General features: G+C 42.0%; 25 protein-coding genes and 1 pseudogene. 21 read left to right on the top strand and 5 right to left on the bottom strand.

Annotated elements, in window-relative coordinates:
* Nucleotides 1-160 precede the first annotated feature (160 nt).
* Nucleotides 161-838, bottom strand: coding sequence for a Mo-dependent nitrogenase C-terminal domain-containing protein (locus tag HWQ43_RS14275; protein ID WP_292734611.1), 678 nt, complete (start codon nucleotides 836-838; stop codon nucleotides 161-163).
* Nucleotides 839-1071: 233 nt separating this feature from the next.
* On the opposite strand from HWQ43_RS14275, the gene HWQ43_RS14270 reads away from it, so the two are divergent.
* The 7 genes from HWQ43_RS14270 to HWQ43_RS14240 all read left to right on the top strand — a co-directional run bounded on the left by HWQ43_RS14270 (nucleotide 1072) and on the right by HWQ43_RS14240 (nucleotide 6250).
* The gene (locus HWQ43_RS14270) at nucleotides 1072-1200 is read left to right on the top strand and encodes a hypothetical protein (protein ID WP_292734608.1); all 129 of its coding nucleotides are present in this window, start codon (nucleotides 1072-1074) and stop codon (nucleotides 1198-1200) included.
* A 24-nt stretch (nucleotides 1201-1224) separates the two neighbouring features.
* Nucleotides 1225-2325, top strand: a complete 1101-nt coding sequence (locus HWQ43_RS14265; protein ID WP_292734605.1) for a glutamate-cysteine ligase family protein — start codon at nucleotides 1225-1227, stop codon at nucleotides 2323-2325.
* Between the two features lie 551 nt (nucleotides 2326-2876).
* Nucleotides 2877-3236, top strand: coding sequence for a hypothetical protein (locus HWQ43_RS14260; RefSeq protein WP_292734602.1), 360 nt, complete (start codon nucleotides 2877-2879; stop codon nucleotides 3234-3236).
* A gap of 379 nt (nucleotides 3237-3615) precedes the next feature.
* Nucleotides 3616-4155, top strand: coding sequence for a Dps family protein (locus HWQ43_RS14255; RefSeq protein WP_292734600.1), 540 nt, complete (start codon nucleotides 3616-3618; stop codon nucleotides 4153-4155).
* Nucleotides 4156-4483: 328 nt separating this feature from the next.
* Nucleotides 4484-5251: a ChaB family protein gene (locus tag HWQ43_RS14250; protein WP_292734596.1), complete on the top strand. Its 768-nt coding sequence runs from the start codon at nucleotides 4484-4486 to the stop codon at nucleotides 5249-5251.
* Nucleotides 5252-5742: 491 nt separating this feature from the next.
* The gene (locus HWQ43_RS14245; protein ID WP_292734592.1) at nucleotides 5743-5976 is read left to right on the top strand and encodes a hypothetical protein; all 234 of its coding nucleotides are present in this window, start codon (nucleotides 5743-5745) and stop codon (nucleotides 5974-5976) included.
* Nucleotides 5969-6250: a hypothetical protein gene (locus HWQ43_RS14240; protein WP_292734589.1), complete on the top strand. Its 282-nt coding sequence runs from the start codon at nucleotides 5969-5971 to the stop codon at nucleotides 6248-6250. The genes HWQ43_RS14245 and HWQ43_RS14240 overlap by 8 nt, the downstream gene beginning before the upstream one ends.
* A gap of 299 nt (nucleotides 6251-6549) precedes the next feature.
* On the opposite strand, the gene HWQ43_RS14235 is transcribed toward HWQ43_RS14240, so the two are convergent.
* From HWQ43_RS14235 to HWQ43_RS14225, 3 genes are all read right to left on the bottom strand, one after another.
* Entirely contained in the window at nucleotides 6550-7767 is a 1218-nt protein-coding gene (locus HWQ43_RS14235; protein WP_292734587.1) for a glycosyltransferase family 4 protein, read from the bottom strand.
* Nucleotides 7768-7837: 70 nt separating this feature from the next.
* Nucleotides 7838-8470, bottom strand: coding sequence for a response regulator transcription factor (locus HWQ43_RS14230; RefSeq protein ID WP_292734583.1), 633 nt, complete (start codon nucleotides 8468-8470; stop codon nucleotides 7838-7840).
* The gene (locus tag HWQ43_RS14225) at nucleotides 8467-9303 is read right to left on the bottom strand and encodes a trypsin-like peptidase domain-containing protein (protein ID WP_292734580.1); all 837 of its coding nucleotides are present in this window, start codon (nucleotides 9301-9303) and stop codon (nucleotides 8467-8469) included. Before HWQ43_RS14225 ends, HWQ43_RS14230 begins: the two co-directional genes overlap by 4 nt.
* Here HWQ43_RS14225 and HWQ43_RS14220 point away from each other — a divergent pair.
* A complete protein-coding gene (locus HWQ43_RS14220) occupies nucleotides 9288-9536 on the top strand; it encodes a hypothetical protein (RefSeq protein WP_292734577.1) in 249 nt (82 codons plus the stop codon). The genes HWQ43_RS14225 and HWQ43_RS14220 overlap by 16 nt on opposite strands.
* A gap of 118 nt (nucleotides 9537-9654) precedes the next feature.
* Here HWQ43_RS14220 and HWQ43_RS14215 read toward each other — a convergent pair whose 3' ends face one another.
* Complete coding sequence (locus HWQ43_RS14215; RefSeq protein WP_292734574.1) at nucleotides 9655-10566, bottom strand: trypsin-like peptidase domain-containing protein; 912 nt, start codon at nucleotides 10564-10566, stop codon at nucleotides 9655-9657.
* Between the two features lie 460 nt (nucleotides 10567-11026).
* Here HWQ43_RS14215 and HWQ43_RS14210 point away from each other — a divergent pair, with 460 nt between their 5' ends.
* From HWQ43_RS14210 to HWQ43_RS14150, 13 genes and pseudogenes are all read left to right on the top strand, one after another.
* Nucleotides 11027-11875, top strand: coding sequence for a uroporphyrinogen-III synthase (locus HWQ43_RS14210; protein WP_292734571.1), 849 nt, complete (start codon nucleotides 11027-11029; stop codon nucleotides 11873-11875).
* A gap of 109 nt (nucleotides 11876-11984) precedes the next feature.
* Nucleotides 11985-12284 carry a ferredoxin gene (locus HWQ43_RS14205; RefSeq protein ID WP_292734568.1) on the top strand — a complete coding sequence of 100 codons (300 nt, stop codon included), beginning with the start codon at nucleotides 11985-11987 and terminating at the stop codon, nucleotides 12282-12284.
* Nucleotides 12285-12436: 152 nt separating this feature from the next.
* The gene (locus HWQ43_RS14200; protein WP_292734566.1) at nucleotides 12437-12562 is read left to right on the top strand and encodes a hypothetical protein; all 126 of its coding nucleotides are present in this window, start codon (nucleotides 12437-12439) and stop codon (nucleotides 12560-12562) included.
* 33 nt (nucleotides 12563-12595) lie between these two features.
* Nucleotides 12596-13101, top strand: a pseudogene (locus HWQ43_RS14195) (DUF559 domain-containing protein).
* Between the two features lie 157 nt (nucleotides 13102-13258).
* On the top strand, nucleotides 13259-14035 hold the full coding sequence (locus HWQ43_RS14190; RefSeq protein ID WP_292734560.1) for a class I SAM-dependent methyltransferase: 777 nt from the start codon (nucleotides 13259-13261) through the stop codon (nucleotides 14033-14035).
* A gap of 78 nt (nucleotides 14036-14113) precedes the next feature.
* Nucleotides 14114-14812 (top strand): glutathione binding-like protein, encoded by a 699-nt coding sequence (locus tag HWQ43_RS14185; protein WP_292734557.1) that lies wholly within the window; start codon nucleotides 14114-14116, stop codon nucleotides 14810-14812.
* A gap of 70 nt (nucleotides 14813-14882) precedes the next feature.
* Nucleotides 14883-15443 carry a GNAT family protein gene (locus tag HWQ43_RS14180; protein WP_292734554.1) on the top strand — a complete coding sequence of 187 codons (561 nt, stop codon included), beginning with the start codon at nucleotides 14883-14885 and terminating at the stop codon, nucleotides 15441-15443.
* 172 nt (nucleotides 15444-15615) lie between these two features.
* Nucleotides 15616-16920 (top strand): O-acetylhomoserine aminocarboxypropyltransferase/cysteine synthase family protein, encoded by a 1305-nt coding sequence (locus HWQ43_RS14175; RefSeq protein WP_292734551.1) that lies wholly within the window; start codon nucleotides 15616-15618, stop codon nucleotides 16918-16920.
* A 157-nt stretch (nucleotides 16921-17077) separates the two neighbouring features.
* The gene (gene metX / locus HWQ43_RS14170; protein WP_292734548.1) at nucleotides 17078-18157 is read left to right on the top strand and encodes a homoserine O-acetyltransferase; all 1080 of its coding nucleotides are present in this window, start codon (nucleotides 17078-17080) and stop codon (nucleotides 18155-18157) included.
* A gap of 152 nt (nucleotides 18158-18309) precedes the next feature.
* Nucleotides 18310-18474, top strand: a complete 165-nt coding sequence (locus HWQ43_RS14165; protein ID WP_292734545.1) for a hypothetical protein — start codon at nucleotides 18310-18312, stop codon at nucleotides 18472-18474.
* A 48-nt stretch (nucleotides 18475-18522) separates the two neighbouring features.
* Nucleotides 18523-19182, top strand: a complete 660-nt coding sequence (locus tag HWQ43_RS14160) for a nuclear transport factor 2 family protein (RefSeq protein WP_292734542.1) — start codon at nucleotides 18523-18525, stop codon at nucleotides 19180-19182.
* An 8-nt stretch (nucleotides 19183-19190) separates the two neighbouring features.
* Nucleotides 19191-20474: a glycosyltransferase family 2 protein gene (locus HWQ43_RS14155; protein WP_292734539.1), complete on the top strand. Its 1284-nt coding sequence runs from the start codon at nucleotides 19191-19193 to the stop codon at nucleotides 20472-20474.
* Nucleotides 20475-20582: 108 nt separating this feature from the next.
* Nucleotides 20583-20741 (top strand): hypothetical protein, encoded by a 159-nt coding sequence (locus HWQ43_RS14150; RefSeq protein ID WP_292734536.1) that lies wholly within the window; start codon nucleotides 20583-20585, stop codon nucleotides 20739-20741.
* Nucleotides 20742-20888: the final 147 nt, after the last annotated feature.

Here is a 20888-nt window from a genome sequence, read left to right as displayed (position 1 = left end):
GGGCATTGGGCATTGGGCATTGGGCATTGGGCATTGGGCATTGGGCATTGGGCATGGAGAAGAGACAAGGTAGACAAGGAAGAGGGGGGAGACAAGGGAGAGACTTGTTCAATAATTCTCCCTTGTCCCCCTTGTCCCCCTTGTCTCCCCTGCTCCCTACTCAAATATATGGTGATACATCTTCACCGCATTTATCTGCTAAATAGGAGAGGGCGCGGAAACGTAAGCCTACCAGTTGCTCATACAACGGGTTAATTTTACACATCGGTGGGATGTGGACAATTTTGCGTCCAAATAAGGTGATATCCCGCTCAAAGGGACACTGGGCGGGAATCATTTTACACAAAAAGCGTGCTACTCTTGGGTCTTGGATATCTAGCCCATCGAGCCAGTCTTGCAGAGGATGTAGAGCATTTATTTGACGCTTTGTCAGCCCAGTTCTGGCAATAGTGGGGGTAAGTTGCTGTGGGTGTTCTAGGGTGTGGCGAAGGGCTTCCAGCAAATTCTCTGGCTGTTCCAAGGCTTGGCAGAACTGTTGCAGAACCTCATCTTCGCTGGGAGAATAAGTACCATCTGCGATCGCTACCATTATCGCTGTCCTTAAGAAATTTTCTGCGGCTGGTGTAGCTTTACCCAACGCTGCGGCTAATTCCTCTGGGGTAATTACCTCTAGTGAATCGAATTTAATCTTAGGAGCTAATTCATTTTCGGTGATGCTGGCAATTAATTCCTGTTCTTGCTGATCAAAATTACCATCAGCCCAAGCAATAGTAAGCATTCCACGCAACCAAGCGGCAATCTGTTCGCTGCTGTAGGGGGATTGAACGGTACTTGTCATAAACTCACGTCTTAAGCTTTCCTCAGTCACTACTACGCTACCCTAACCAGTGACTATGAAGATAGTGGAAGCAGCACAGAAAAATAAATCAGAGAAGTTTTCAAATCGCAATAGTCGGTCTTAAGGTAAAATCCATTTGTACAGTTATTGAGAATTTTTCTACTTAAAGTGAATTCGATTGGAGTCTCTCAAATATTCATAAAGTTCAAGACTGTAATTTGCGCTACAAAGTGATGGAGTTTTCTAAGTATGCGAACCTGCCAGCTAAATATCGCCGACGTTTTTCTCTAATGAATCGTTTACTGATGTTACTTCCTTCTCTAGAGGATTGCGATCGCTTGGCATTAGTTAAATTAGGTTAACTCCCAAAAATTAAGGTATATATAATGTTTTTCTTTGGCATTGAACATGAAGTCGCTTTCTTGAACAATGAGGGAAAGTTTGCTGATTTTTCCCACACAAAATTTGCTGATTTCAATCAAATTATTGAAAGGCTACCTACATACTCCAGTGACTATCCTCAACTACGGGTTGGCGATGCGGGTATTAAGATGAAGAGATGGTACATTGAGGGATTTGAAAGATTTGCGGATTCTGATGAAGTGATAGACTGTCATGTTAAAGGTATTGAAATTAGAACAACTATCCATTCTAATATTCAAGGCGCTATTACTGAATTATCAGAAAGTTTTGACCTGCTACGTAAGGTTGCCGCTGACTTTGGCTTATCACCAGTGTTGGTTAGTTTTAATCCCTACAATCCAGCTTTTGAGCCTCAACCCCCATTAAACAATTATGAAATAAAACAGCTAGAAGCTTATCCTGACGAACAAACTGCTAATATTCACATGGTATCTTATGGGCCAGATTTAAATATTTCAGTGGCAGATTTGTCACATGAAGATGTAATTGATATTGGCAAAAAGTTAACTTATTACAGTCCCTATATCGTTCCTTTTAGTTATAGCTCTCCCTTTTATAATGGAGGTTTATGGGATGGATTATCAGTACGAACATTTATCAGAACTGGAAAAAGACCAGCTACTCTGGTTTTTGTTCAAAAAGAAGAACAACTAATTGATAGCACACCTTCCTTAACAAAAATCGCCCGCATTCCGGCTGAAGTGGGACGCATCGAATTTAAGGCTTGTGATAGCTGTGATGATTTTTTAATCTATGCAGCTTTGCTGATATTATTGAAAGGTTTGGTATTAGATAAAACCTTGTCGGGTAGAGCAACTGTACCCGATGCAGCGTTACACCAACTTTCCGCAAAAGCAGCATTTGACAACGAAGATATTTTTGAGAATTCGACAAAAATCTTGCAAGCAGCCGAAATTGCTTTGGGAGATGATCCAGATGTTCCTTATTTGACACCATTAAAAGTGCTACTGACAAAGCGAAAAACAAGATCCCATGAATTAATACAAATGTTCCATCACGTAAGCTCAATAGAAGAGGTAATAAGGCAGACTTATCAAGTTTAAATAAAATATTTATTTTTCCCTTTTATTCAGGGTTAAACAGGATATTTATATAACTTGATACTTTACAAATATCCTCTAAGGTGCATATTCATTAAAATCCTTTGAATTGGATAAAGTCGAGCTAACTGAACATAAATAGTAGAGGCATTACTCTGTCAATACTATATTAAGTCGATATACCTAGAGGCTGATTTTATTGCAACTAAAGATGCAGTAAACTTCATTCTAGAGATTGATGCAGACGTTAGCTTTTTCAAAGTAAAAGTGTAAATAGGGAACCTGAAACGAAGAATTTCAATTATAAAATCTAATGATTTTGTGAAATCTAATGATTTTGCTAAAGAATTAAGGTGATATTTGCTTATTATCCCTTAGTAATCCAATGCAGAAAGACAAAAGAAATTTCTTCGTCAGGTTGGTTTTTCGAGAACTTCTAAATTGAAGCGGAGCTTGCCAGTTTGATTATTGCTTAAAATTGTTAAGTAAAGGTATATGCTTCGCTCTTTTAGTGTAAAATTCTGCGTTGTTAAAGCTGTTATCGAGGATTTCAAATGAAGACAATTGCTTCTGTTTTATCTACTTTCCGTCCAGTACGTTTTCTAGTAGTTGCTTTTACTTGCGCCCTAATATTATTCTCTAATGCTTTTCCTGCTTTTGCGATCGATAGCTACCAAAGTGACTCGACCGAAGGTACAACACAATTGCTTGATATTCAGGCTAAAACTGACGAAGCCGCTAAAGAACCACCACTAGGATTGAGAAAGACTCAAAAAGAAACTAACGAAGGGCTTAATGAGGTTCAAGGAGCAGCTGATATTGACAAGCAGAAGCGTCCTGAAAATTCACAAGGTGCAACCTCTGTGGAAGAAAATATAAAGAATGTGTTGGAGAAAGTTACAGGTAAGAACTAAATTAATAGTTCTGGTAGTTTTTTGGTAGTAATGGGTGATTGCGTAAAAGCAATGACCCATTAATAATTAGTAATGCTAAGTCAGAAGCTTAAATGAATTAAGTATAAAAATATGTTCACCTGCACATTGTTGGGAAACTGCATTTAGATAACTTTGATTAACTATTATTATATTTAATATATTTTTTATGCTTATAGCTTAAAAAAAGGCAATAAAGTTCGCTAATTACAAAATTCTTAGTTTAATACTACCTATTAAGGCATAGGTATAATTATAAATTCATGAATTAATTTAAGCTCATAATGTTTCCTTTGGTTGATGTGGAATCTGTGTGAAATTTGAGAAATTAATAAATAAGTTTGCTTAGGGATGGAAAACAATGCGTTCGATAAACATTGGTTTGACTGAAGAACAGCGTCAAGGTGTAATTAATCTGTTGAATCAAGATTTGGCAGATGCCTATTTACTGTTGGTAAAAACCAAAAAGTACCACTGGGATGTCGTTGGCCCTCAGTTCCGCTCTTTGCATCAGCTTTGGGAAGAACACTACCAAAAGCTGACTCTAAATATTGATGCTTTGGCAGAGCGGGTTCGTGCTTTGGGTGGTTATCCAGTTGGCACATTGGAGGGATTTCTCAAGCTTGCTACCCTCAAGGAACACGCTGGTAATGTTCCCACTGCAACAGGAATGGTAGCTAATTTAGTGGACGATCACGAGCAGGTTATTCGTAACTTAAGAGATCACGTGGATCAGTCTGGTGAAAAGTTCCACGATCAGGGAACTGCTGACTTTTTAACTGGATTACTCGAACAGCATGAAGAGATAGCTTGGATGCTCCGTTCATTTATTGAAGGCGAGGCAATAGACTCAGATGGTAGACAGCCAGCAGAAGGGGCTAAGACTCCTGTAGGTGTATAGCTCATAATGTCTGAGTTGAGGATTACTATCTGTGAAACTAGTTAAAAGCAGGGTTAGATTCCTGCTTTTAAGTGGTGCAAAAGAATTAATCTGCCTGCATCTACCTCTTCACGATGCCAATTTTGGATTTTGGAATTGAAAATTGGTTCGTGCGTTAACACCACTTGACGCCAGTCGCCTCAAGTTGGGAGACGCATCCATACGATTAGCTCCTTGATATCGGGAACCCTTCCACCGCGTGGTTCCCCGTTATGGGTGCAGTCATTTTAAAATCCAAAATTGATTGGTCATCCCCATTGTAAAAAAACATAATACAGGGAGTTTTTAAGTGCCAGAAGTATATAAAGCAGAACGTACTATTTCTGCTGTATTCAAAGAGCAGAAGCAAATTGATGATGTAATTCGACGTTTATTAGACAGGGGTGTGCCTAGAGATCATATTTCGGTCATGGGCAGAAATTTCCAGTCGGAAACGAGAATCGCTGGCTTCATTAGTAAAAAAGATGTGATTCTGGGAGGTTTGAGAACAGGAGCAGTTTTTGGTTCCTTGTTTGGTTCCTTTCTCAGCTTACTTACGGGTGTAGGCGTATTGTTTATTCCCTTTGTTGGGCCAATTGTGGCAGCAGGGCCTATTGGTGCAGTGTTGTTAGGCGCTGCTAGTGGAGCGATCGCAGGTAGTGCAGGTGCCGGTCTAGTATCGGTTCTAACTACTTTGGGGATGCCAGAAGATAAAGCGGCTATCTATCAAACTCGCTTACAAGCTGGGGAATTTTTCGTGATGGCAGAAGTTCCAAGTGATCGCACTGGCGAATTTCAATTGCTGCTCGAAAGTGCTGGTGGCGAAGAAATTCACACCATTGAGAAAACTTTGGCTCGTTCTTGTTCTGGACAGTGCAACAGTCCAGCAGATTTGTCTCCTGAAGTTCGCGCTCATCTTTCTGAGGAAGCTCAGAGTACATTCATTGAGCGCTATAATGCTGTACTCAATGAAAGAAGTGACGAGTTCACAGCCGAACAAGCTGCTTGGGAGACTGTTCACCAACAATATGATGAAGATGAAAATGGTGTCTGGTCTAAAGCTAAGGTTAAAGCGTGAAGAAGGCAGGAGTCAAAACACTGCCTCCTGCCTCTCTGGTTAAACTACTGTACAAAACTAGATATAGCAATCCGATTTGATTTCTGAATCACTCGTAGAGGTAAGGGACTCTTTACTGGGGACTGGGGACTGGGAAGAAGGAATAAAGGTGTACTGAGTTTTGTTCAAAAATCAAATATGAGTCCTATATCAGGGATTTATAACAAATAAATTATCTAATATTGTGGGGTGGGCTTTGCGGCTTACCCCACAAAAAGTAAGTATATTGGCAATCATCTCGGAATGTCTGGACATATTTATACGCATTATCGCAGGCGATCGCACTTAGATATAAATTACCTACTTTGGTCCTAGTTTACATAACTTTGGGTATATTACCGCAAATGCGCTGATACTCTAATTTCCCCTCTTCATAAATTCCGCAAAAACACCGTTACGCTATTTGTGCTTGTGATCAAAACTTAGAGCATCCAGTTTATTAGGGCGGATTTATGAGCAACCCTGTAAAGACGGTTATCCAAGTCAATCTGAAGATGGCTCTAGAAGTAGCTCAAGAATTGGAGCAAGCTCCATACACTCAACTCGGTGCTTATTGTTTGGAAATTTTACGGGAAATCGGATGTCCTGGTACTGAACTTCCTGTGAACTTACAAACTCGCGATCAGCAGCTAAACTTCATTACAGGCTTTGCATCTTATGCTTTTGGGGAGGTACAAAGTGTATAAAGCATTAATCGATGATATATTTTCTGATTCAGAAGATATAGAAGAAACTACTTTTCCTGCCACAGATGAAGATTTATTAATCTTAACAGACAAATTTTTAGGGTTTGAAATTCCCTCAAAGGTTTTCTTACAAGCTATAGCCATTGCTGATTACGATGGTGCAGCTGCTTTTCGCTACGTTGATACTTATTTGACTACTCTCAAGAATAAGAATAAGCGTAAGCAGAAGAAATTACTTGTGTTAGGTTGTTCGACTAGATTTGACAATAATTGACGTGCTTATTTACCAGCTAACTAAAAACCAATACGATTTAGATAAGATAATTTGCACAACCGATGTAGAGACGTTGCAATGCAACGTCTCTACACATATTTATCCCACAGAGACAAGAAAGAACAATTATAAATTATCTAGAAGCTAGTGGTGAGAGATTTTTGAAGACAAGCATTTTTAATCTGTGCTAATTACGAACTACGTTAGCGTAGCGGTAGCGAGTCCGCGTACTCTTACAGAGAAGCAAGCTACGCTTTTAGCGTCTCGTAGAGAGCGTCATTACGAATTACAAATTAGTATTATTCTCTCCCAAGACAAACTTGTTCATAGCTTTTACCAGCCATATCCCAAGTGAATTCTGTTTCTACCAGTTGTCTGCCGTTGTGAGACAATTCTGAACGCAGATGTGGACTATTGAATAGTTGACTAATAGCGGTGACGTACTCTGCTGGTTGATTGGCTCGTAATGCCCGTAATGGATGACTAGCAACATCTACAGCTAATCCCTCTAAGCCGCGATCGCTGGCTACTACAGGTATACCAGCTGCCATTGCTTCTAAAGTTTTATTTTTAATACCAAACCCAGTCCGCATCGGTACAACGCAGATGGTGGCTTGATGTAAATATTCTGCCATCGAAGGTACACGCCCCAACACATTAATTCCTGGTTTTTTATCAAGTGCTAAAACTTCTGCCACTGGGTGAGATCCGACAATATCAAAAGTTGTATCGGGATACAATTTTTGGATTTCTGGCAAAACTTCATTGCTGAAAAAGCAGACAGCATCAATATTTGCTAAATTATCCATTGCACCAATAAAAATTAGGCGATGTCCTCCGGGATCGGTGGTACGGTAAGGGAAAGAAACTAAATCTACACCATTGGGAATAACTGTAATTTCACTATTGGGGTTAAATTCTTGTAGTTGAATTTTATCTTCTTCTGTTGTCGCCACAATTGCCGAAAATTTAGCGCAGTAGTTTTGCTCATAACGGCGCAAAAGTGGCAGATTAATTTTGTCTCTGAGTGAATTTTCGGAAATTCCTGTTGCTAATTGGTTCTGACAGCTAGCATAAACAGAACTATGAATATTAACGATGGTTTTTAGCTGTTTCTGAAAATGCGATCGCACATAAATTTCATTGACGCTATGTTCGCAGGTAATGACATCGCATTTTCCCGCTTCCACCCAGTTATCAACCCATGTTTGCATCTCAACTGAGTAGCGGTTAAGTACACTTGGCGGTGTTCCCTGCTGCAAAAATCTGCCAAATCGCTGTATTTTTTTCAATATTCCGGTGGTTCGAGAATCTGGCGGGCGTTCAAAAATAGCGAGATGATCCACATAATCACGTAATCCTGCTATTTCTGCATCTGTAACATCGCCCTCGCGTTGAGTTGCGAGGGTGACAGTATGACGTTGACTCAGATACTTAAGTAAATTAAATGTCCTGACTTGGGTTCCCCCGCGTGTTGGTGGGTAGGGAAAGGTGGAAGATAGCATTAAAATGTTCATACAAACGATCGCTCAAATGTGATACATACACCATGACCTGATTGGAGGCTGTATGTCATCATTTGATCGATCAAAGCATAATCAAACCTAGTCGCACACCCACAGCAACAGCCTCGGTGCGGCTGGAGACACTGAGCTTTTGAAAAATGGATGAGAGATGAAATTTGACGGTATGCTCAGAAATATGCAGGTGTTTTGCGATCGCTTTATTTCCCAACCCTGACCCAAGCATTCCTAAAACCTCTATTTCCCGTGGTGTTAAGCTTTGTACGGGATTCGTTACCACTTTTTCGCGGATAGATAATAATTCTACAGCATCCGGGTGCAGCACCAGTAAACCAAAAGCGATCGCTTCCACAGCCGCAACAATTTCTGACTCTGTACTAGTACTGGGCAATATTCCCCGGATACCAGAACGTAACGCCGTCTCTAAGTCGATGCTGTCGAGTTCTTCAACAATGACGATTATTCCTAATGGGTATTGCTGTTCTTGAATAACCAGCAATTTTTCCCATACCGCTTGTTGAAAATTACCACTCAAATCTACCAGCACCACATCCGGCTGTAATTGCCCAACTTCTTTTGCTAATACATCCAAATCGGATGCACTCCCCACAACCGTCAGCCGAGGATTGGTAGTCACCACAGTTGATAACCCTGCCCGCACCACAGGGGAAGTAGCAACCACCATCACCCGGATCATGTCGCCTCCACAGCAGTTTTATCGGACTGCACGCCAACATAAATCACGAATTGCTGTCTACCGCGTAGGAGTTGTAACGGCACAGATCCTTTATTGTCATGGAGATATTTAGTTAAATCATTCATGCTAGTGAATAATCGCCCCGAAACTCCAATTAAAACATCGCCAATTTGCACACCAGCAGTTTGCGCCGCACTGTCAGGGAGAATTGACAACACCAATAAACCCAAGCTACGCCTACCTAAAAGCACAGGTTGCAGTGTAACTCCCAGTTGCGGACGACTATTTTGCCGTAAAAAATGCTCAACGGCGTTGCTAGGAACTGCCACAGCCAAACCATTAGCAATCATCGTGTTAATTCCCACGACTCTACCGAGACAATCAGCAAGTGGCCCTCCAGAATTACCAGGATACAGCCGCAAATCGGCCATAACTGCTCGTGGATTATTTGCATGGATAATTCCAGTTGTCACAGCACCACTATCAGCAAAGGGATTACCCACCGCCAAGACTAATTCACCCACGCGTAGCGCCTCGGAATTGCCAATAGTTGCAGCAGTTAAATCAGTGGCGACAATTTTCAGGGTTGCTAAATCCTGCTGTGGATCAAATTGTGTACGCACCGCATCAAATACTCTTCCGTCTGCCAATTCCACAGTTGCGCGGTTGCTGGTTGCCACATGGGCATTAGTGATAATTAGTCCGTCAGATTGCCAAATTACGCCAGAACCGACTCCCAGAGAGCCGCTTTTTACTTTGACAGTGCCATTGCGTAGCCTAGCAGCTACCTCTGTCAATTCAGCAGCTATGTTAGTTAATGTTGTGTTTGCCATGTTATACAGTTTTTGAGCGTGTCAAAGTAAAATCAGTAAAACGTTCCAGCAAAAAGGTTGAAGTTTCAAGTTCAGAAGCTCAACGTTCGAGCAAAAAGGTGGAAGTTCCGAGTTCAGAGGCTCAACGTTCGAGTAAAAAGGTGGAAGTTCCGAGTTCAGAGGCTCAACGTTCGAGCAAAAAGGTGGAAGTTCCGAGTTCAGAGGCTCAACGTTTGAGTAAAAAGGTCGAATGAATCAAAACATTTAGATAAATTTTGACAAAGCTAGTAGTCTGTCAATAAATAATTGATGGATAAATTACCTGTAGAGACGGCGATTTATCGCGTCTCTCTAACTCATTCCCAATTGGTATTATTCCTCCTTAGTAGGTCGTTCGCCAACTGCGATCGCTAACTCAATTAAGACTCCACCCCGGACAACTTGCACGTTGACAGCTTTACCAATGCGATCGCTACTATTGAGCAACGCCAACACATCACCTGTATCACCCACAGTTACGCCATCGAACGTTACCAAAACATCGCCAAGCAGCACACCTGCATTGTCAGCAGGCCCCGCAGCCTCAACGTTGACAACAATTACCCCAGTTGCCGAACTTAAATTGAGAGCAGTTTTCAGGTTATTTGGTAAACGTACAGGTTGCATTCCCACACCCAAGTAGCCCTTAGAAATGCGTCCTTTTGCTACTAATTGGTCAACCACGCGATCGACTGTCGCAGTGGGAATTGTCAGAGCAGTACCACGCCGTCCCGATGTATTCATGCCTACCACAAAACCAGCAGCATCTACGAGCGGCCCACCTGCAAAGCCAGAGTAAAGGGTGATGTCTGGGCGGATAAATTGGTCAATATTTCCGCCATTCATACTCCGCCAAGTACCGCTAACCACACTGACTGCACCCATCGCCGCCTTTAAATCACCTTCGCTACCTCTTGCCAGTCCTAGTACCAGATGACCAACTTTGAGCGTTTTGGCATCGCCAACTTTTGCCACAGGTATTTCTGCATTTTCTAGTTTAAAAACAGCTATATCGGTGCTAGAGTCATGACCGACGAGTGTTACTGGTGCAGTACTACCATTTGATAAGGTAATAGTGATATCGTCATAGCGCTGGAGGCACTCATCAGAGGTAACAATGATGCCATTACGCCAGTGAATGCCGCTTGGAGAAACACGTGTACCCCCATTCACTGCAACTACAGCACTTCCAGCTTCTTCTACGGTGTCAGCTAAACTGTTGGACAAAGCCAGTAATGAAGACATAAGATTTTTCCGCAAATGTTTTTAGATATTCAGATCGTGCCGTTTTATCAACACAGATGACATCGGAAAAATGGGGAGAATTCACCCTAGAAAAATGGCTAGTACCGCAAGGCGGAAGTCAAAAGCCAAAAGTCAAAAGTCAAAAGTATTATGGAATAAGCTCTTTAGGGATTTTAAATGGTTGCTCTATTTACGCCGTGCCGTACTAGGGTTTACATCAGCTTTTTGGTGTTGCTGAATTTTTGTACTTAACTCAAGCGAGAACCGCTATATTCCAATACGCTTGGGTTAAGGGGTTATTGGTATAGATAATTGGTCTTTCAAAACGCGATAAATCGCCTCTCTACACCTTGTATTGCGCTATATTATTCAGCTTACGACAGCGAGGTGAACGCTCACTGTCGCCGTCATACAGAATTCAGCATGAATTCTGACTCCTAAATTCTGTTTCAAGAAACAAATGCACACCCAATTAAAACAAATCAACCTGCTGACTCCATCGAGAAATTTACCTCTCTATGGCAAGAGAATTTTAGTAACAGCACCGAGAAATTATGCTTATAGGTTATCTGAACAAATCATCAAAAAAGGTGGTTTACCTGTTTTCATGCCGACCATCGAAACCTGCTATTTATCAAACTACACTCAGTTAGATGCTGCTTTAGCCCACATAGACGAATTTGATTGGATTATCTTCACAAGTAGAAACGGAATCGCTGCATTTTTTCAGCGTATAAATGAGTTGAATATTCCTATATCTGTAGTACAAAAATGTCACTTATGTGCATTAGGAAAAGATGCAGAAAGCTTATTGTCTTTTTGTAGCAAGGTAGATTTAATTCCAACAGAATCTAGCCCAGCCGGAATTGTGACTGAATTAGCCAAAATTCTGCAAATTCACGAGAAAAAAGTGCTGATCCCGGCTCCAGAAGTTGTGGGTTTACCTGAGCCTGATGTTGTACCCAATTTAATTACTGATTTGCAGAAATTGGGTATAGAAGTAACTCGCGTACCCACATATATTACGCAGGGTTTAGATAAAACTATCTATGGTATGGAATTAAACCTGATACGTGAAGGAATTATTGATGTAATTGCCTTTAGTAGCACGGCCGAAGTAGAAAGCTTTTTGACAATGGTCAACTCGCAAAGCGATTACGAACATTGTGTTGTTGCATGTTTTGGCCCTTATACAACTGCTAATGCCCAAAAGTTGGGTATGACTGTCTCTATCGTGTCTAGAGATTATAGTTCATTTGAGGGATTTGCTGAAGCGATCGCAGCATTTTTTACTCCTACTTTCAGTTAAAACTAAGCGCTTTAGGATGTAGAGTAATCAACCAGATTTCACTCTAGACTAGCTGCACATAAACCCGTAGTATCGAAAATGGAGTTTATATTGAGTTAGGAATTTTTACATGGCAACTTACAAAGTTACATTGCGTACCCCAGACGGTGAACAAGTAATTGACGTTCCTGATGATGAGTACATCCTAGAGGTCGCTAACGAGGAATATCATCTGGACTTGCCCTATTCCTGTAACGCTGGTTCTTGCTCTACCTGCACCGGCAAGCTGATTTCAGGTACAGTTAACCAAGACGATCAGAACTTCCTAGACAACGATCAAATTGATGCGGGATGGGTTCTCACCTGCGTTGCTTATGCCACTTCTGATTGCGTTATCGAAACCCATCAAGAGGAAGCGCTTAACGCTTAAGAGCGGGTGAGGGTTGAGGGCGTTGGTATCAACTTAAACCCAAACCCTTTTTAAATCTCGTTTCTCTGGGTGGAAATGCTGCTGATTAGGTTGCTGCTGCCTCCCTTGCTGGCGGTAGCAGCCCCATTGTATACGCCACCCTAAATAAATGTATGGAAATTCAGCTGCGATCGCAAGTGGATGCAGATGTGCAACAAATTTTTGATAATTTGCATTCTTTGAAAGATCAACCAAAACTTACAACCGCTCTAAGTCTGGATAAAAAAGGGGAAATATAAGGGGACAAATGAGTTTATTGTAGGTGCAAAATTATGAAATATAAGCCCTCACCCCAACCATTTCCCCAAGGGAGAGGGAGTCAAGAAAAAGAGGAAGAAGAGAATAAATATCAGCAAGATAAATCTTGTTCCCCTCTCCCTCTAGGAGAGGGGCTAGGGGTGAGGGCGGAAATTGCTAAATTAGCTGGTAGTAACCGGCAAATTCCCAAAGTATTATTAGAACGCGCCCGCAAGTTAAGAAAAAAACAAACACCAGCGGAAGAAATATTATGGGAATGTTTAAGAAATAGACGTTTGTTAAATACCAAATTTCGCAGACAACATAATATTGGTAGATATATTACTGATTTCATTGTCACGAAAAATTACTAATTATTGAATTAGATGGTAGTATTCATGCAAATCAACAAGCTCAAGATTTTATCAGAGGAAATTGGTTACAATCTAATCACTTCACTGTGATTCGCTTTAGTAATGAGCAAATATTTAATGATATCGAGTTAGTTTTACATACAATTGCTCAAGCCCTCATCCCCTAACCCTTTCTGTCTTAAGGAGAAGGGAGACTAAAATCGCTCAAACTTTATCTCAGCATTCTTTGCCAACCCCGCAGTGCTTGGACTTATGAAGTCGAACTACGTCCGTGGGTAGAGAACTTCTAGCCTAGACAATTGTTACAAAAATAGTTTTGCAGGTATGAAAATTGATTTTGGTGCAACTGCTGCTGATTATGCAAAACACCGCGCTGGGTTTCCTAGTTCATTATTTAACAAACTGTCCGAATATAGTATAGGTTTACCAGGGCAGAATATTGTTGACCTCGGCACAGGAACAGGAACACTAGCGCGGGGCTTTGCCGATAGAGGTGCTGATGTAATTGGCATAGACCCATCAGCCTCACTTTTAGAACAAGCGAGACTGTTAACCGAAGCTGTCCAACTAAAAGTAGATTATCGAGTCGCAACTGCCGAGAATACCGAATTACCAGATGCCAGTGCGGATGTGGTGACAGCAGGGCAGTGTTGGCATTGGTTTGACCGTCCGCGTGCTGTCGAAGAAATTACTAGTATATTGAGAGTAAATGGCTTGCTCGCGATCGCACATTTTGATTGGATACCCTTAAAAGGTAATGTAGTTCACGCAACGGAACAACTAATCAAAGCTCATAATCCTACATGGAATCTGGGTGGCGGTAACGGATTGTATCCCCAGTGGTTACAAGATATTGGCGAAGGAGGTTTTCGAGAAATCCGCACATTTTCTTACGATGTATTGGTCGCTTATACACATGAAGACTGGCGGGGACGAATTCGGGCGAGTGCTGGTGTGGGAGCCAGCTTGACACCAGAAAAAGTAGAAGTATTTGACCAAGAATTGGCAACATTGCTCGAAACAAAATATCCGACACCAATTCTTCAGGTTCACCATAGAGTTTGGGCTGCGATCGCCAAATCACCGCCATCTAATTCGTAATTCTTAATTCGTAATTAAGAGATGTCTGGAACGCACTATTAACCTATAAAACAATCGCGCAATTTTAGGAAAAGAACTATGATTGAACTTTACTATTGGGCAACTCCAAACGGTCATAAAATCACAATCTTCTTGGAAGAAGTTGGCTTACCATACACCATAATTCCTGTGAATATTGCGGCTGGAGATCAATTTAAGCCAGAATTTCTGAAGATATCTCCTAACAATCGTATGCCTGCGATCGTTGACCACGAAGCAGCAGATGGAGGTTCGCCAATTTCGATATTTGAGTCTGGGGCAATCTTGCTCTATTTAGCAGAAAAAACCGGTAAATTAATTCCCCAATATCTACGCGATCGCACTCAAGTTTTAGAATGGTTGTTCTGGCAAATGGCAGGACTGGGACCAATGGCGGGACAAAATCATCACTTTAGTACTTATGCTCCCGAAAAGATTGAATATGCCATTAACCGCTACGTGAATGAGACGGGACGCTTATATGCAGTGCTGAATAAGCAACTAGCAGATAGAGAATTTGTGGCTGGCGATTATTCCATCGCCGATATTGCTGCTTATCCCTGGATAGTACCCCATGAACTCCAAAGTCAAAACCTAGAGGATTTTCCTCATGTTAAACGCTGGTTTGAGACAATTAAAGCGCGTCCGGCAACAATTCGCGCCTACGAAAAAGCAGAAGCATTCAAAACTGAAGCGCTCGATCCAGATAAGTTACGAGAATTGTTATTTAACCAATCGGCGAAGACTATTCAGCCTTGAGCCTTTTGAATTATCTTGTCAGTGTGGCGATCGCTAAGTTAGTTTTCACCCCAGATCATCAGTCGCAACTATGAGCAACGATTTCTCACTATCTTCCTTTCCTCAATTAGAAACAGAAAGGCTGCTTCTTCGTGAGACAAGCTTGCAGGATGCTGAGGCTACCTTTGCTGTCCTCTCCGATCCAAGCGTAACTCAGTTTCACGATCTTGATACCTTCACTTCTATTAAAGAAGCGATCGCTGTCATTGAACGTAGAGCCAAGCGGTTTGAGCTAGGAAATGGAATTCGCTGGGGAATCGTCCATAAGCAAGACAACATTTTGATTGGTTCTTGTGGGTTTACCTGGAACCCACAAGAACACGCGGCCGAGGTAGGTTATGAGCTTGCCAGTACTTTTTGGAGACAAGGCATCATGACTAAGGCAGTGGATACTATCTTGCAATTTGGGTTTCAGAAAATGGGTTTGCGTTTCGTTGTTGCCCAAGTCATGCTAGAAAATATCGCTTCTAAAAAGTTGCTAGAAAAGTTAGGTTTTCACAGTCAGGGTGTAAAGAAACAGTATGGCTTTTTCAAAGGGCAATATCACGATCTGGAGCAATTTTTGCTTAAAAATAAAAAACTGAGTGAGTAAGTTAGCAACAGATACAGGCTGATGTTTAGTTTCTCAATTGGAGGTAAAGATGAGGAATGCTGGGCACAAGCAGTTAAAATACGGTAATCCTTAAAAATTACCGTTGATTCATCCAAAACAAGGCTCAATTATTATTACTTGTTTGTATAATTGGAAACTCAAATAACTGCTTATGTCAGAACAATATCGTTTTGAAACCCTGCAAGTTCATGCTGGACAAGAGCCGGCTCCTGGAACTAATGCTCGTGCTGTACCGATTTACCAAACGACTTCCTACGTTTTTGACGACGCTGACCACGGAGCGCGGTTATTTGCTCTCCAGGAATTTGGCAACATTTACACCCGCATCATGAACCCGACGACGGATGTATTTGAAAAGCGGATTGCTGCCTTAGAAGGGGGTGTAGCAGCATTAGCAACCGCTAGCGGACAAGCGGCGCAATTCTTGGCAATCACTACCATCGCTCAGGCTGGGGATAATATTGTTTCCACTAGTTTTCTCTATGGGGGAACATATAACCAATTCAAAGTCTCTTTACCGCGTTTAGGTATTAACGTCAAGTTTGTTGAGGGAGATGACCCAGAAAGTTTCCGTCAGGCGATCGACGATCGCACGAAAGCGTTATACGTTGAAACCATTGGCAATCCTCAATTCAACATTCCCGACTTTGCCGCTTTAGCTCACATTGCCCACGACAACGGCATTCCTTTAATTGTGGATAATACCTTTGGTGCTGGTGGGTATTTAGCTCGACCCATTGAGCATGGTGCAGACATTGTAGTAGAATCTGCAACTAAATGGATTGGTGGACATGGTACTTCCATTGGTGGCGTAATTGTCGATTCGGGTAAATTTGACTGGGGTAACGGCAAGTTTCCCCTATTTACTGAGCCAGCACCCGGCTATCATGGGCTAAATTTTCAAGAAGTGTTTGGCCCTAGTGGTTCCTTTGGTAACATTGCCTTTATTATTCGCGCCAGAGTTGAAGGGTTACGAGATTTTGGCCCATCCTTGAGTCCATTTAACGCCTTTCTGTTACTGCAAGGATTAGAAACTCTCTCTCTACGTGTAGATCGTCATGTGAGCAATGCCCTAGAATTGGCTCGGTGGTTAGAGCAGCAAGAGCAAGTATCATGGGTTAATTATCCGGGGCTTCCTAATCACCCACATCATGAACGAGCGAAGAAATATCTTCGGCATGGCTTTGGGGGAGTTTTAAACTTTGGCATCAAAGGTGGACTAGAGGCGGGTAGAGCTTTTATTAATCATGTGAAATTAGCCAGTCATTTAGCAAATGTTGGTGATGCGAAAACCCTCGTTATTCATCCCGCTTCTACAACCCATCAACAGCTAAGTAATGACGAACAGCTTTCGGCAGGTGTGACACCCGATTTGGTGCGAGTATCAGTGGGAATCGAACATATCGACGACATCAAAGAAGATTTTGGGCAAGCATTCCAGCAAGTTAGGATTTAGTTTTTAATTGGGCATTGGGCATTGGGCATGGAGAAGAGACAAGGTAGACAAGGAAGAGGGGGGAGACAAGGGAGAGACTTGTTCTATAATTAATTCCCCCTTGTCCCCCTTGTCCCCTGCCCCCCTGCTCCCCTGCTCCCCACTCCCCACTCCAGTTATGATCTACTCAGACTTCATCTCGCCGCAAACCCAGTTTTACCAGCTTACAGTACCATTTCAACTAGAAGGGGGCGAAACATTAACTGGCGTTCAGATTGCCTATCGCACCTGGGGACAGTTAAATGCTCAAGGCGATAATGGGGTACTAATTTGTCATGCCTTAACTGGTTCCGCTGACGCTGATGATTGGTGGGAACCTTTGTTTGGTTCAGAAAAAGCCTTCAATCCAGAACGCGACTTTATTGTATGCAGCAACATTTTGGGAAGTTGTTACGGCACAACTGGGCCAACTACTATCAACCCCATAACGGGAAACCCTTATGGCGTATCCTTCCCTAAGATTACAATCCGAGATATGGTTCACCTACAAGCTGTACTACTAGAATACCTGGGTGTTCAATCTCTGCGGTTAGTAATTGGTGGCTCACTCGGTGGGATGCAAGCACTGGAATGGGCGTTGTTATATCCAGAAAAAGTGAAAGCGATCGCACCAATTGCTGTTTCTGGCAGACATTCAGCTTGGTGTATTGGATTGAGTGAAGCCCAAAGACAGGCAATTTATGCCGATCCAAACTGGCAAGGAGGGAACTATACTCTGGATGCGCCGCCAAACCAAGGACTAGGAGTAGCGCGAATGATGGCGATGTCTACTTACCGTTCTTGGGATAGTCTTACAAGCCGCTTTGGACGCGAGTATGATACATCTGAGCAGTTTACTATAGTCAGTTACTTACAGCATCAGGGTCAAAAGCTGACAGAACGGTTTGATGCCAATACTTACATTACCCTCACCCACGCAATGGATCGCCATAATGTTGCACGCGATCGCACCAGTGCTGATTTGTCAGATTATGAATCTATTCTGCAAAGCATCCAGCAACCAACTTTAGTTGTCGCAATTGATTCTGACATCCTCTATCCTCCAGTAGAACAACAAGAATTGGCGAATTTAATCCCTAATGCTCAACTGGGGTGGCTAAAGTCAACCCACGGACACGACGCATTTTTAATTGACATAGCTGCATTGAATGAACTGCTGATCTCTTTTCAGCAAAGTTTAGATTTCCCAGCCTCCTAACTCGGTGTATTGAGAAAAAAGCTTGGCGTTTCGAGTTCTGAGAGGAATGATAAAGTTAAAAAGGCGATCGTACCTTACGCTATCGAGTGTCACAGCCCATCGTAGACATCGCTACAGGTGGGTAAATTTTATATATAGAAACAATTTATAGAGTGGCGACAGTCGCGGGAGTTGAGATTTTGCGACAGCGCCAACTAAAAGATAGTGTACCAGATTTGCGGTGGGTATCTGCGGAAAGCTTCCTACCTCCTGCCTTTCTTTGTAAAAATTCTTTTAATCAGCCCCAGCCAATAGAAGTGGCAAAACGTGGGTATTAAGATTAAAACAATTATCGGAAAGCGTCACCCAATCTACAGGTTTTTTAGATGATGAAACAGAGATGGGCAAGCATATACAAATGCACTCAGCTACTTTGGAGTTTTTTGTTAGTGTTGGTAATTTGGCATCCACCCCAATCCGCTTTAGCAGATGTCAACCCACAGGAGATAAATGCAATTATTCGCACACGGGATATTGCCCTACAAGCCCTAAACACTCGCGATTTTGCCAAAATACAGCCTTACTTGCACCCAAATTTTACAATTACAACAGTTGATAACCAGATTTTTCACAAAGTTCCTGAGTTTGAAAAGTACTGGAATCAGCAGTTTTCCAGTTCCATCAAAGATATCAAAATGCAACTGAAGGGAGATGCTCTCAGAACATTTCTTACTCCAGAGATAGATGTTTCATCTGGAGAGGCGATGTCTACGACGGGCTACGCCTACGCATCTTTCTCTTTCAAAGATGGCAAAGCGGCTGATATGGCGTTGCGATGGACAGCAGTGCTGCAAAAACTCCAAGATAAATGGACGATTCAATCGCTGCATTTTTCCTCCAATCTGCTGAATAACCCCGTCTTGAATACTGCTCAACAATTGGGGCGGATTCTAGCAGTTGCAGCAGGCGTAGGCGGTTTCCTGCTGGGAGCAATGACGATGCTATTATTACGTCGCAAGACTAAGCCACGAACCGAAAGGATATAGCAAATAAAGTGGGAAGAAGCACCTATCAGCCCGATAAAAATATTAGCTTTCATGGTCGCCTCAAAGCAACCATAATAGTTTTATTGGTTTGGAGTAGCGTGAGTTTGCTGCACTGGCTACCAGAAACACAATGGTTTTTGGTGGGATTAACGGCAATCCTGACTGTGCAAACGTTACGGATGCTGTTAGTAAAACCAGCGGCGGCGGTGATGGAGAGTGAGATTTATTTACCGCCAGTCTCAATTTTAGTTCCGGCTAAAAATGAGAGTGTAGTCTTGGCTGATTTAGTTTACAGCTTATGCCAATTGAATTATCCAAGCGATTCCCTAGATATCTGGGTTGTTGATGACGGTAGTACCGATGAAACCCCGCAGATATTGAGAGAATTACAAACTCAATTTCCAGCTTTACAAGTTCATCGACGGGAATCAAAGGGTGGTAAATCAGGCGCTTTGAATGCAGTGTTTCCCTTTACCCAAGGGGAGATTATCCTAGTTTGTGATGCGGATGCTCAGTTAAGAGCCAATTTTCTCCAGCAAACAGTACCTCTGTTTCAGAAGCAAGCGATCGGTGCAGTGCAAGTCCGAAAAGCGATTTCTAATGCTAATACCAATTTCTTAACCCGTTGTCAGCAGATGGAAATGAACTGTGATAGCTTTTTGCAAACCCATCGCATTGCTATTGGTGGAATGTCTGAACTGCGGGGTAATGGGATGTTAGTTCGTCGGGAATTGTTAGAAAAGTGTCAAGGTTGGAATGAGAACACTGTCACCGATGATTTGGATCTTTGCTTCAAGCTGTATTTAGCAGGTGCGGAAATTGAATTTGTTACAGTTCCATCAATTCAAGAAGAAGGTGTAACTACTTGGGAAAAACTTTGGAATCAACGCTGTCGTTGGGCTGAAGGTGGCTATCAGCGTTACCTAGATTATTTTCCGCAAATTCTTACTTTAGGTTGGGCAAAAGAAACTGATTTACTATTGTTTTTTCTCTTGCAATTTCTTCTGCCAATTGGACTAATACCCGATTTCCTTTGGACAATATTTTATAGCCATCATCCAGTTCTGTTTCCACTGCAAACACTACTCAGTATCATTTTGACAATTGCCTTTATTGCTGGACTTTACCAATTTCAAAATTTACGAGGATGGTCTTTGGTTTGGGCAACAATTCAAGGGTCATTATACATGGTGCATTGGATTCCTGTGATGATTGTGACAACCTTAAAGATGTGTGTGCAAAGGGAGCGATCGCGCTGGGTGAAAACTGAGCATCGTGGTGGAAATGGTTGAGAAGAACGAAGTATAACGTTGAATTGGCAGAATTGCGTGCGTACAAGCTAAAGTAAAAATAGTGTTCTCTGTTTTCGGCTTAAATAGTATCTAAATTGATAGAGCAAAATGCCAAAGTACCAACATCCTAAAATTCTATTTATTAATATGGCTGAAGATGCAGCCAAAGTTTTAGAAGCTAAAGGTTACAACGTGTCAGTAGGTAGTCTGGGAGAGCCTTACAATGTTAAACAAAAAACGATTTCTTTCCTCTGTGTCAGACGTTGAGTTTACCTCATGATTATAAGGAACAGGAAATTATAGTCATTGATATGTGTTATGACCTCAGCTATGGTTCTAAGAACCTATCCCACTAATACCGAAATATGGTAATCTACTTCTCGTATGAGAGGGGTGTATCTGTGTATGGCTGGG

The organism is Nostoc sp. JL31 (assembly GCF_017114965.1).
Taxonomy (GTDB): Bacteria; Cyanobacteriota; Cyanobacteriia; order Cyanobacteriales; family Nostocaceae; genus Nostoc; species Nostoc punctiforme_A.
Note: the sequence above shows the minus strand (reverse complement) of the source record. Positions and strands in the feature narration are given on the sequence as shown.